Below are 11,497 nucleotides of genomic sequence, written 5' to 3'. Positions count from 1 at the left end.
CTCTCAGTCGGTGGGTGCGGCGGCGGGGCCGGTGTCGGCTTCGGCGGCGGACACCGCGCCGCTGCGGAGGAGTCCGCGGATCTCGGCCGGGGCGCGGCCGAGTTCGGCGAGCAGCTCCCGGGTGTGCTCGCCCGCGGCCGGCGCCGGCCGGTCGCGCGCATGGCGTTCGCCGCCGAGGGAGAAGGGGGCGCCGGGGGCGGTGTAGGCCGTCCGGCCGCCCCGCCCGGCGGCGACGAGCAGCCCGGACGCGGCGAGGTCGGCGTCGTCGGCCAGCTCGGCGAAGCGCCGCACCGCACCGCTGACGACGCCCGCCTCGCGGAGCAGCCGCAGGGCGTCGGGGCGGGTGCGCCGGCCGAGCGCGTCCTGCAGGGCGCCGAGCAGCGCCGGCCGGTTGCGCACCCGGGCGTCGTTGGTGGCGAAGCGCGGGTCGTCGGGGAGCTCGGGGCGGCCGATCGCCTCGCACAGGGCCCGGAACTTCGCGGGCAGGTAGGCGGAGAGCACGATCCAGCCGCCGTCGCCGGTGCGGACCAGGTCGGCCGCTGGTGCGGCGAGCGCCTGGCCGTTGCCGCGCCTGCTCGGTTCGGTGCCGCTGAGCTGGCGCTCCACCCAGGTGGAGGACTGGGCGTGCACCATCGCCTCCATCAGCGAGGTCTCCACGTGCGTGCCGCGCCCGGTCCGCTCCCGCGCGAGCAGGGCGGCGAGGACCCCCGAGGTCAGCGCCTGGGCCGCCAGCACGTCCGCGACGGCGAACCCGACCCGCTGCGGCGGTCCGTCCGGTTCGCCGGTCAGCTCCATCACGCCGAACTCGGCCTGGGCCGCGATGTCGAGTCCGACCCGGGTGGCCGACGGCCCGCGGGTGCCGAAGCCGGTGACCGTGCCGCAGACCAGCCGCGGGTGCGCGGCCAGCAGCGTCCCGGGGTCGAGCCCGAGCCGGCGGTCGACGCCGTGGCGGAAGTTGTGCAGGACGGCGTCGGCGGTCCCGAGCAGGTCCCGCACGACGGCCGCGCCGTCCGGGGTCCGCAGGTCGACCGCGATGCTGCGCTTGCCCCGGTTGTTGGCGAGCACCATGGCCGCCCCGAACGCGCCGACGTGCCGGGCCTGGTCCCCGCCGGGCCCTTCGATCTTGACCACGTCGGCGCCGAGGTCGGCGAGGTTCTGCCCCGCCCCGGGGGCGGCGATGTACTGGCCGAAGTCGAGCACGCGCAGGCCGGAGAGGGGTGCCTGGAAGGTCATCGGGCCGCCCCCTGCAGGGCGGTGTGCGCCTCCCGGCGGCGCGCGGTCTCGGCCAGCAGGACCCTCCGCGACCGCGCGGGGTCGAGCAGCGCACCGCCGGCGACGGCGAAGGCGCAGATGGCGGCGCCGACCACGAGGAATCCGTCGGCGTAGCCCTGCGCGACCGTGTCGGCGGCGTCGACGACGGCGCCCAGCAGCCACGGGGCGATGATCCCGGCCAGGCTGTAGGCGGCGATGATGCACCCGAAGAAGCCGGCCCGGTGGCGCCGGGGCAGGAAGTCGGCGGCGCCGGCGAACGCGATCGAGAAGGCCACGCTGTTGATCGAGAACGCCGCCACGACCAGCACCAGTTGCAGGTTCCCCGGTGGCAGCCGGGTGAAGGCGATCATGGCGACACCGGCGAAGACCAGGTACCAGCAGGTCAGCCAGCCGCGGGCGAGGTGGGCGGAGTGGCCGCGGCCGAGCAGCCGCCCCGACAGCAGGCCGGCGGTGAGCAGGACGGCGACCGCGAGCGCATAGGGCACGGTGACCAGCCAGCCGACGGTGGACTGCGGGTAGCCCATGCCGTCGTGCAGGAAGGACGGGAGCCAGGCGACCTTGAGCGAGGAGATGAGGTAGCCGGCGAAGGAGAGCATGGCCAGGCCCCAGAAGCTCCCGACCCGCAGCAGCGAGGTGAGCGGGACGTCGATGTCGCCGTTGGGGTCGTCGGCGGCCGGTCCGGAGGCCTTCGCCGCCGGTCCGCGCGGCGCGGGCCCCATCCCCGGCTCCTTCCGGACGGCGATCAGCCACAGGACGCACCACAGAGCGCCCACCACGACCAGCACCAGGAAGGCCGCGTGCCAGTTCCAGGTGATGATCACCCAGGTCAGTGCGGGGGCGGCGAGGAGCGGGCCGACCGAGGAGCCGGCGTTCACCACCGCGCCGGCGAAGGCCCGGCGCTCCGGTGGGAAGCGGTCGGCGACGATGCTCTGGCACAGCGCGTGCGCCGGCCCTTCGAAGAAGCCGAGCACGATCCGCGACACCACCAGGACGGCGAAGGTCGTCTGCACCACCAGCGGGAGCATGCTGACCACCCAGGCGATCATGAGCAGCGCCGCCGACCAGCGGAACCCGACCCGGCGGAAGGTCAGCGCGAGCAGCACCGCCCCGGCGGCGAAGAACCAGAAGAAGGCGCTCGACACCAGGCCGTACTGGCCGGCCGAGAGCCCCAGGTCGTGCTTGATGTCCGGCGCGGCCAGGCCGATCGCGGCCTTGTCCGCGAAGTTGAGGGTGAAGAAGGCGAGCAGCAGGCCGACGATCAGCCGGCTGCGCCTGCCGAGCCGCCGGTCCGGTCTCTCCGCGGCGCCTTCCGCGCCTTCCGCGTCCGCGCCGGCGTCCCCCGCGGTGGTGTCGGTTCCCATGTTCGCCTCCGGGCTGGTGATGACCTGCGTCACACCCAACTACCGGGGGCCATGGGCGACAAGGCCGGATTCGGCAACCCTCCCTTCGGTGATTCGAAAGGGAGGCGCCGCGGCGCGGTCCGCGGAGCGGAGTGCCGGAGCCGGGGGCCGGGACACGAAAAGACCCCGGGCCGGAGGCGGCGCGAACCGGCTCCGACCCGGGGTCGAATGTGCACCATCAGGGACTTGAACCCCGAACCCGCTGATTAAGAGTCAGCTGCTCTGCCAATTGAGCTAATGGTGCCCGCCGTTCCGGGCGGTTCCTGCGGTCTCGCCCGGCGACGTCTTCAACTTTACCGGACCGGAGGGAGTGGATCGGACGGGGCGGCTGGTGCGTGGGTCACATGCAGTCGCGGGCGGCGGTGCCGCGGAGGCGGGCGGCCTCGGTGCGGGCGGCGGAGGCGGCGGTGGGGCGGGACGCCGCGTCGTAGGCGCGGGCCAGGGTGTCCAGGGCGTCGGCGAGGAAGGACGGCCAGCCGCGGGTGCGCCACAGGCCGACGGACTCCTCCAGGACGGCGACCGCCTCCGGGACCCGCCCGGCGGACAGGTGGATGTCGCCGGCGAGCGCCAGCGAGTCGGCGAGGTGGTGGTTCATCCCGTGGCGGCGGCTGAGCCGGACCGCGGACTCGGCGGTGGCCAGCGCCTCCGGGTCGCCCAGCGCGATGTAGAGCCGGGTGAGGTACATCAGCGAGAACACCTCGCCGTAGCGGTCGCCCATCGCGCGGGCCATCTCCAGCGAGCGCTGCAGGTGGTAGCGGCCGGTCTCGATCTGCCCGGACAGGCACTGGGCGGCGCCGAGGAACTGCATGGCGGTGGCCTCGAACCGGGAGTTGCCCAGCAGCCGGGCCAGCTCCAGGGCGTCGGTGAGGTGGTCGACGGCGCGGTCGACCCGCTGGTCCTCGTAGGCGGCGATGGCCATCACGTGGTAGGCGCGGGCCCGGCCGCCGAGGTAGTCGGCGTCCTCGGCGAGGCGGAGCGCCTCCCCCGCACACCCGGAGGCCTCCTCCGGGCGCCCCTTGGAGACCAGCCCCCAGGTCCGCATCACCAGCGCGTCGGACATCCCCTTGGCGTCGCCGAGCTCGTTGAACATCTCGAAGACCAGGTCGGCCTGCTCCAGCATGCCGGTCATCGCGGCGCCCGCCTGGCCCGGGCCGACCCAGGTGTTCAGGTCGGCCAGGCCGCGGCGGAGCACCGCCTCGCCGCGCCGGTTCCCGGCCGCCCGGCAGGCCGCGATGGCGCACTCGTGGGTGCGCCGCCAGTCGTCGAACCGGCCCCGCACGTCGAAGTACTTCTCCAGGCAGCCGGCCAGGTCCCAGGCGGTCTCGTGCAGGCCGAGCGCGCACGCCTGGCGGACCGCCGCCGCCATCGCCGGCCACTCGCCGTCGAACCAGGCCATCGGGTCGCGCAGCTCCTCGGCGGCCTCCTCGGCCGGCAGCGGCCACCGCTCGGCCGTCCCGTGCATGGTGGCGTAGCAGGGCCCCGGGATGTACTCGGTGGCCTGCTCGGCCAGCCAGAGCCAGCCGCCGAGCGCGCGGCCCACCGCGGCGGGCCGCTCCGGGTCGCCGGCGCCGAGCTCGCGCGCGTAGAGCCGGATCAGGTCGTGCATCCGGTAGCGCAGCCGCCCGGACGGCCCCTCCACGATGGTCAGCAGCTGCGCGTCGACCAGCGCCTCGGTGTGCTCCATCGCCTCGTCCAGCGGGACGCCGAGCAGCGCCGCCACCACCCACTCCGGGAAGTCCGGCACCTCCACCGCCCCGAGCAGCCGGAACGCCCTGCGCGCGGTCTCCCCCAGGGCGCGGTGGCTGAGCGCGAAGCAGGCCCGCACCTCGCGGTCGCCGGCGGCCAGTTCGTCGAGGCGGCGGCTCTCGTCGCCGAGCAGCCGGGCCAGGCGGGAGGGGCGCCACTGCGGCCGGCCGGCCAGCCGGGCGCCCGCGATCCGCACCGCCAGCGGCGCGTACCCGCACAGCCGGGCGATGGCGGCGGCCGCGTCCGGTTCCGCGGCGACCCGCTCGGTGCCGGCGATCCGGCCGAGCAGCTCGACCGCCTGCTCCGGGTGGAAGACGTCCAGGGCGACCTGGTGCGCCCCTTCCAGGCCGGTGAGCCGGGTCCGGGAGGTGACCAGCACGGAGGCGCCGGAGCCGCCCGGCAGCAGCGGGCGGACCTGGGCCTCGGAGGCCGCGTCGTCCAGCACCACGAGGACCCGCCGGCCGCCGAGGGCGGTGCGGTACAGGGCGGCCCGCTCGTCCACCGAGTGGGGGATCGCGGCGCCCTCCAGGCCCAGCGCGTGCAGCAGCCCGGCGAGCGCCTGGGCGGGCGGCAGCGGCTCGTCCTCGGCGCCGCGCAGGTTGACGTAGAGCTGGCCGTCGGGGTGGTCGGCGGCGCGCGCGTGCGCCGCGTGCAGCGCCAGGGAGGTCTTGCCGACGCCGCCCATCCCGGAGATCGCGACGACCGGCGCCGCGCCCGCGCGCTCCCGGTCGCCGTCCAGCAGGGCGAAGATCCGGTCCAGCGCCAGCTCGCGGCCGGTGAAGTCGGGGATGTCCGGGGGGAGCTGGGCGGGGACCAGCGGCAGGGCGGCAGGGGCGGCGGCCTCCGGACCGGCCGGGTCCGGCGGGTCCGGGGGGTCCAGGGAGGCGTCGCCGCGCAGGATCGCCGTCTCCAGGTCGCGCAGCTCCCGGCCGGGCTCCACGCCGAGCTCCCGGTCGAGCAGCTCGCGGCCGCGCCGGTAGACCTCCAGGGCCTCCGGCGAGCGGCCGGCCCGGTACAGCGCCAGCATCAGGGCGGCGCGCAGCCGCTCCCGGTAGGGGTGTTCGGCGACCAGCGCGGTGAGCTCGGCGACCAGTTCGGCGTGGCGCCCCAGGTCCAGTTCGGCCCGGGCCAGCTCCTCCGCGGCCGACCAGCGGCGCTCGTCCAGGCGCGCGGCCTCCTCCCGGACCAGCGGCATGTCGGCCAGCCCGGAGAAGGCCGGCCCGCGCCACAGCCCGAGGGCCTCGCGGAGCAGCTCGGCGCCGGTCCTCGGGTCGCCGGCGGCGATGGCCGCCCTGCCCTTCCGGTCCAGTTCGGCGAAGTGCCCGGCGTCGGCCGCGGCGGCGTCCAGCCGGTAGCCGCGCCCCTCCCGGACGATCAGCTCGGCGCGGCCGAGGGCCTGGCGGAGGTGGTGCACGTACACCTGGAGGCTCTTGTGCGCGGTGCGGGGCTGGGCGCCCTCCCACAGGGCGTCGACCAGCCGGGCCTCGGGCACCGCGGCCCCGGAGGAGCTGAGCAGCACCGCGAGCACGCCGGAGAGCTTGGGTGACAGCCGAACCGGGTGGTCCGCCTCCTCGTCGCGGACCTCCAGCGGCCCCAGGACCGCGAAGCGCATGCACTCCCCTTCCGCCCGCGCCGCAGTCCGATCCGGCCCGCACCGCGTGCTCCGACAGGGATCCAACCGTAATGCAACCGGCCTCCATCCACGATCCGAGAGGCTGTTCAGGGATGGAGTCCCGGCCCCTCGCGAGGGGCGGGGCCGTGCCCCCACCGACAGAGGGAAGGGGAGAACCCCGAATCCGCCCAGGACGGCGGCCGGTGCCCGCACCGGCCGGGGCGGAGCGGGGACTCGGCGGCCGCTTCGGGCCCGGAGGGCGGACAACCCTGCGGAGCCCGGAGCGGCCGACTTTTATCCCGTTTTCGCCCCATCCCATTCTTCGGCGACCAGCGCCAGCAGCTCGTCGCGCCCCAGCCCGGCGCGGAGCGCCGAACGGGCCAGTTCCCGCGCCGCCGCCCGCACCGCGCTCGGGTCCGGTGCCCGGCCGCCCGCCCTCTCCTCCGCGGCGGGGAGGACGAACGTCCCGCGGGCGCCCCGGCCGCGGACCAGCCCCGCGTGCTCCAGCTCCCGGTAGGCGCGGGCCACCGTGTTGGGCGCCAGCCCCAGGTCCGCGGCGAGCCGGCGCACCGGCGGCAGCCGCGCCCCGGGGGCGAGGGACCCGTCCGCGATGAGCCCCCCGATCTGCTCGCGCACCTGCTCGAACGGGGGGACGTGCGAGCCCTGGTCCACCGAGATGATCATGCGGCGCCCCTTCCGGGGGCCGACCGCCACAGCCGGTCGGCGAAGCGCCGCCCCGGCAGCGCGGCCGCCGCCGCGCCGGCGAAGGCCGCGGCCGACAGCGCCAGGAGGAGCGCGGCCGCGGTGTAGGCGGCGTGGCCGGAGACCGCCGAAGCGGCCTCGCCGACCCAGGGGTCGGCGATGAGCACCAGCAGCAGGGCGATGCACAGCGGGACGATCGCACTCGCCCGGTACAGCCCGCGCAGCGCCTGCGCCCGCAGCGCGTCCTCGCGCCGCAGCGCCTGCTCGGTCTCGGCGGGGCGGGGCGCCGCGACCAGGCGGGCCGCGGCCCCTTCCGCCGCGGCGAAGCAGCCGAGCCCGATGGCGGAGAGCAGGACAGAGAGCCACCAGGGAAGAAGCTCCCTTCCCGGGGCTCCGAGAGCGGCGGCCGCCGCGGCTCCGGCGGTGACCGCGGCAGGGGACAGCGCGGCCGCGAGCGCGGCCAGCCGCTCCGCCGGGCCGACATGGTCGGCGACGGTCGGTACGACCGCGCGGGCGACCCGCCGGGGTCCCTTCGGAGCCCCGCGCAGCGCCCGGCCGATCACGGCGGCGGCGGGGCCGAGCGCCCATCCCGCGGTGAGTGCGGCGACCAGGGCCAGCCCCCACCCCGAGGCGTGGTAGGTCCTGGGGAACAGCAGCCCGATCGCGATCGCCGCCGCGAGCACGGCGGACGCCCCGGTCCAGGCGGCCCTGGTGCGGCGGCCCAGCCGGTCGGCGAGTTCGGCGTCGGCGCCGCCGGACAGCCGCGCGCTGCGGGCGAAGCGCCGCACCGCCCGCTCGGACGCCCTTCCGCCGCAGACCAGCCCGACCACCGCCACGGCGGCCAGGACGGCGGCGACGATGAGCCATGGGGGCATGGAACACCTCTTTCTTGTATTGCCCTTGTATCAATGTAGCAATACTAGAATGCCCGCGAAACCGCCTCCCCCTTCCGGCCCGCGCCTCCTCGGCGGCGCAGCGGGCTCGGCGGAGGCCGGGAGTGGTGGGACCGAGGCGGCGGGGCGCGCGGAGAGCGGCGGGGTCACCGCTTCGGAGTGGAGTGGAGAGCACGGCAGGCGCCGCGGGCACTGCGGGCGCGGCCGGGCGGAACGGCGGAAGCAAGGAAGAAGGCGGAAACGACGAAGGCCCCGGACGGTCGTCCAGGGCCTTGCTCTCGGGTGCACCATCAGGGACTCGAACCCCGAACCCGCTGATTAAGAGTCAGCTGCTCTGCCAATTGAGCTAATGGTGCCGGTCGCTCTCGGCGACGTCGATGAGTTTAGCAGGAGCGCGGGGTGCGGGCGAACGGTTTGTGCCCCCACCTCCCGAGGCGGGCGGAAGTGGGGGCGCGGAAGCCGTCAGCTCCACGTGAGGACCACGCCCACGATGATGGCGATGGCGACGAGGGCGCCGACGCCGGCCAGGACGTAGGGCGTGATCGGGCGGCGAGGCTCGGGCTCGCTCTGCTGGTTCTCCGCCACGAAGCGGCGGAACATGGTCGTCGACCCCGCCGGGTCGACGCTCTCTTCATTCTTTTCGGACATGCGCCCGACCCTAGCGACTCCAGGGGCGCCGCGCGCCCCCTCCCAGCCCGAAAAGGCCGATATGACCGGCTTCTCAGCGGCCGTCCGGGGCGGATCGCAGGTCAGGCCGGTGCGGCGATGAGCCGGACGTGCGCGGAGGCGGGTGCTCCGGCGCCGCGGAGCGCCAGCCCCGCCGCGCCCAGCGCGCCGTCGGCGGCGCTCAGCGGCTCGGCCCCGAACCGCGCCCGCACCTCGGCGCGCACCCGGTCGGCCACCGGGCCGGCGGCGAGCACCCCGCCGGCGAACACCACCGGCAGGCCGGGCGCCGGGTCCGGCACCGCGGCCGCCAGCGACTCCAGCAGCCGCTCCGCGGCCCGGGCGCAGACCCCGGCCGCCTCCGCGTCGCCGGCGGCCGCCGCCGCGGTGACCTCCGGGGCGAGCGCGCCCAGCTCGGCCGGGCGGCGGGCGTAAACCACCCGGATGACCTCCTGCGGGTCCCCGGGGGCGATGCCCAGCGCGGCGGCCAGCCGCTCGGTGAGCGCGGTCGGGCCGCCCCGGCCGTCGACCGCGGCCAGGGCGGCGCGCAGCCCCTCCAGCCCGATCCACACCGCCGACCCGGCGTCCCCGAGCAGCCAGCCGTAGCCGTCGCAGCGGCGGACCACCTCCCCGTCCCGGACCGAGGCGGCGACGGCGCCGGTCCCGGCGATGAGCACCGCCCCTTCGGCCGCGGCGCTGCCCGAGGCGAAGGCGACCGCGATGTCGTCGCTGACCCGCGGCTCCCCGTCCAGGCCCGCGGCCCGCCAGGCGCCGCGGGCGGTCTCCACCGCGCGCGCGTGCCCGGCGGCCGACGCCCCGGCCATGCCGAACACCGCCGAGCTCACGGCCAGCCCGCCGGTGCGGCCCCGGGCGTCCCGCACGGCCGCGCGGACCGCCCCCTCCAGCGCCGCCGCGGGGTCCGGGCTGGAGAACTGGTTGGCGCCGCCGCCGGTACCGCGCCCGAGGAGCTCGCCGTCCAGGCCCACCACGACGCAGCGCGTCGCGGTGCCGCCGGCGTCCACTCCGATCACCACCTCGCGAGTCATGGGGGAACAGTAAGCCGCGCCCCGCCCCCGCCACCAGTGCCCGCCCCGGCGGCCGGGTCGACCGGGGCCGCGTCGGCTTCCCGGCGGCGGGGCGGAACCGGTGCCCCGCCGCGACCGGGACCTCCCCCGCGGCCGGAGCGGGCCGGGCCGCGGTGGGCGGGGGGCGGCCGGTTCCGGTCGGGGCGTCTCTCGCCGGGGTGGCGGGCCGGCCGGAATCGGGGTGGAAGCGGGCAGGTCCGGGGGTTGAAAGCAGACCGCCAGCACGCTGAAAGCAGGCTCGTGCACAGTGGAGGCACTCGGACGGTTCCGGCCGGTACTTCCCCGCGGCCGCGGTCACCGCCGAGGAGAAGCGGGTCGATGCACGGCAGGGGGTCCGGCCCGGAGGGCCGGGGACCGGGCCGGCCCGCGGGGGTCGCGGGCGCCCGTGCCGAACGGGACGCCCGTGCCCGGCGGGGGTGGTCCGGAGGGGGGCGATCACCCCTGCCGGGCCCCTCCCCCGGAACCGTCCGCCCCCGGTCCGCCGATGAGGAAACGCGGATCGCCGCCCAGCACGGCGGCCATCCGCTCGGCGGGGGCCTCCTCATCGCGGGCCTCCACCCGGGCCGCCAGGTCGTCCAGGCCGGCGCCCGGGTGGGTGGACATCCACGCCGCGGCCATGCTCAGCGCCAGCGGCATCCCGTCCACCGCCGCCGCCAGCCGGGCCGCGCCCTCCGGCTCCGCGTCCAGCCGCGCGCCCCCCAACCGGCCGCGGAGCAGCCGCACCGCCTCCTCCTGCGCCAGCGCGCCGACCGCGACCGCCGCCGCCCCGTCCCGGGCGATCAGGTCGCCCAGCCAGTACCCGCTGGTGACCAGCACCCCGCACCCGGTGGCGCCGGGGAGCAGCGGGCGCACCGCGGCGGCGTCCCGGGCGCCGTCCAGCAGCATCAGCACCCGCTGCCCGGCCAGCGCGGTGCGGAGCAGCGCGGAGCACTCCTCCAGCGACTCCGGCGGCGGGCCGGGCACGCCGAGGGCGCGCAGGAACCGGCCGGCGACCTGCTGCGGATCCGGTCCTCCGCCGAGGTCGGCGTAGAGGCTGCCGTCCGGGAACCGCTCCGCCGCCCGGTGCGCCCAGTGCAGCGCCAGCGCCGAGCAGCCCGCCCCGGGCGGCCCGCTGAGCAGCACCCGGCCGGCCCGGCCGTCCGCGTCCGGGCCGATCCGCGCGTCCAGTTCGGCCAGCTCGGCCCGGCGCCCCACGAACCCGGGGACGTCCGCCGGGAGCTGCGCCGGGACGGGCGGGCAGGTGCGGCCCGCGCCGCCGATCGCCGGTGCGGCGCGCTGCCGCGGCACCGCGGGCCCCTCCCCCAGGTCGCCGCGGAGGATGCCTTCGAAGGTGCGGCGCAGCTCCGGCCCGGGGTCGACGCCGAGCCGGTCGGCGAGCCGCCGGCGGGTGCGGGCGAACAGCTGCAGCGCGTCGCCCTGGCGGCCGCCCCGGTACAGCGCGACCATCTGGGTCCGGATCAGCCGCTCCCGCTCCGGGAAGCGCGCCGCGATCAGACCGAGCAGGTCGAGGACGGCGTCGTGGCGGCCGAGCCGCAGCCCGAGCGCGCCCCACCGCTCGGCGGTGCCGAGCAGCTCGTCCTCCACGTGCCGCACGTCGCTCTCGTACAGCTCCGGCGAGCGGGCGTCCGCGGCGACCGGCCCCTTCCACATCCGCAGCGACCGGTGGAGCAGCCGGAACGCGCTCTGCGGGTCGCCGTCCCGCTCGGCCCGGCCCGCCTCCTCGGTGGTCCGGCGCAGCCGCAGCAGGTCGAGCTGGTCGTCGGCGAGCTCGACCCGGTAGCCGCCGTCGTTGCCGGTGACCAGCCGCCCGCCGTGCTCGAAGCCGAGCGCCGCGCGCAGCCGCACCACGTGCACCTGGAGCGCGCCGCGGCGCCGCTCCTCCTCGATCCCCGGGCCCCACATGACGCGGACCAGGTCGCGCCCGGGCACCGTGCGGCCGCAGCGGAGCAGCAGCGCGGCCAGCAGCGAGCGGCGCTTGTCCCCCCGGACCACCAGGGGCGTGCCGCCTTCCTGGACGGTCAGCGGCCCCAGAACGTCGAAGGAGATCTCTGCCACGCTGCCCCCCGCGGCTCCCGTTGCCGCCCCCAGCCTGCCGTTCCGCGTGCGGAGCGCGCAATCCGCCCC

Annotated in this window: 8 protein-coding genes and 2 tRNA genes; all 10 read right to left on the bottom strand. The window is 77.2% G+C overall.

The window, feature by feature from the left end; translation table 11 throughout:
• Window positions 1-3: 3 nt before the first annotated feature.
• On the bottom strand, window positions 4-1,233 hold the full coding sequence (locus D459_RS0119925) for a CaiB/BaiF CoA transferase family protein (RefSeq protein ID WP_017594762.1): 1,230 nt from the start codon (window positions 1,231-1,233) through the stop codon (window positions 4-6).
• Complete coding sequence (locus tag D459_RS0119920) at window positions 1,230-2,633, bottom strand: MFS transporter (protein WP_081620636.1); 1,404 nt, start codon at window positions 2,631-2,633, stop codon at window positions 1,230-1,232. The genes D459_RS0119925 and D459_RS0119920 overlap by 4 nt, the downstream gene beginning before the upstream one ends.
• Before the next feature lie 210 nt (window positions 2,634-2,843).
• Window positions 2,844-2,916, bottom strand: a tRNA-Lys gene (locus D459_RS0119915).
• A gap of 96 nt (window positions 2,917-3,012) precedes the next feature.
• Window positions 3,013-6,030, bottom strand: coding sequence for an AfsR/SARP family transcriptional regulator (locus D459_RS0119910; RefSeq protein ID WP_017594760.1), 3,018 nt, complete (start codon window positions 6,028-6,030; stop codon window positions 3,013-3,015).
• A 294-nt stretch (window positions 6,031-6,324) separates the two neighbouring features.
• Entirely contained in the window at window positions 6,325-6,714 is a 390-nt protein-coding gene (locus D459_RS0119905) for a GntR family transcriptional regulator (RefSeq protein ID WP_026120573.1), read from the bottom strand.
• A complete protein-coding gene (locus D459_RS0119900) occupies window positions 6,711-7,607 on the bottom strand; it encodes a hypothetical protein (RefSeq protein ID WP_017594758.1) in 897 nt (298 codons plus the stop codon). Before D459_RS0119900 ends, D459_RS0119905 begins: the two co-directional genes overlap by 4 nt.
• A gap of 301 nt (window positions 7,608-7,908) precedes the next feature.
• Window positions 7,909-7,981: transfer RNA gene (locus D459_RS0119895), tRNA-Lys, on the bottom strand.
• A 106-nt stretch (window positions 7,982-8,087) separates the two neighbouring features.
• Window positions 8,088-8,273 (bottom strand): AbrB/MazE/SpoVT family DNA-binding domain-containing protein, encoded by a 186-nt coding sequence (locus tag D459_RS0119890; RefSeq protein ID WP_017594757.1) that lies wholly within the window; start codon window positions 8,271-8,273, stop codon window positions 8,088-8,090.
• A gap of 101 nt (window positions 8,274-8,374) precedes the next feature.
• On the bottom strand, window positions 8,375-9,334 hold the full coding sequence (locus D459_RS0119885) for an N-acetylglucosamine kinase (protein ID WP_040710557.1): 960 nt from the start codon (window positions 9,332-9,334) through the stop codon (window positions 8,375-8,377).
• 474 nt (window positions 9,335-9,808) lie between these two features.
• A complete protein-coding gene (locus D459_RS37390) occupies window positions 9,809-11,428 on the bottom strand; it encodes an AfsR/SARP family transcriptional regulator (protein ID WP_051065488.1) in 1,620 nt (539 codons plus the stop codon).
• Window positions 11,429-11,497: the final 69 nt, after the last annotated feature.

This window comes from Nocardiopsis potens DSM 45234 (assembly GCF_000341105.1).
Classification (GTDB): domain Bacteria; phylum Actinomycetota; class Actinomycetes; order Streptosporangiales; family Streptosporangiaceae; genus Nocardiopsis_A; species Nocardiopsis_A potens.
Note: the sequence above shows the minus strand (reverse complement) of the source record. Positions and strands in the feature narration are given on the sequence as shown.

What these genes read in the sequence shown, in the direction of transcription:
- D459_RS0119890 (WP_017594757.1), bottom strand. Translation starts at nt 8,273, where the DNA reads ATGTCCGAAAAGAATGAAGAGAGCGTCGACCCGGCGGGGTCGACGACC.
- D459_RS0119885 (WP_040710557.1), bottom strand. Translation starts at nt 9,334, where the DNA reads ATGACTCGCGAGGTGGTGATCGGAGTGGACGCCGGCGGCACCGCGACG.
- D459_RS0119910 (WP_017594760.1), bottom strand. Translation starts at nt 6,030, where the DNA reads ATGCGCTTCGCGGTCCTGGGGCCGCTGGAGGTCCGCGACGAGGAGGCG.
- D459_RS0119925 (WP_017594762.1), bottom strand. Translation starts at nt 1,233, where the DNA reads ATGACCTTCCAGGCACCCCTCTCCGGCCTGCGCGTGCTCGACTTCGGC.
- D459_RS0119920 (WP_081620636.1), bottom strand. Translation starts at nt 2,633, where the DNA reads ATGGGAACCGACACCACCGCGGGGGACGCCGGCGCGGACGCGGAAGGC.
- D459_RS0119900 (WP_017594758.1), bottom strand. Translation starts at nt 7,607, where the DNA reads ATGCCCCCATGGCTCATCGTCGCCGCCGTCCTGGCCGCCGTGGCGGTG.
- D459_RS0119905 (WP_026120573.1), bottom strand. Translation starts at nt 6,714, where the DNA reads ATGATCATCTCGGTGGACCAGGGCTCGCACGTCCCCCCGTTCGAGCAG.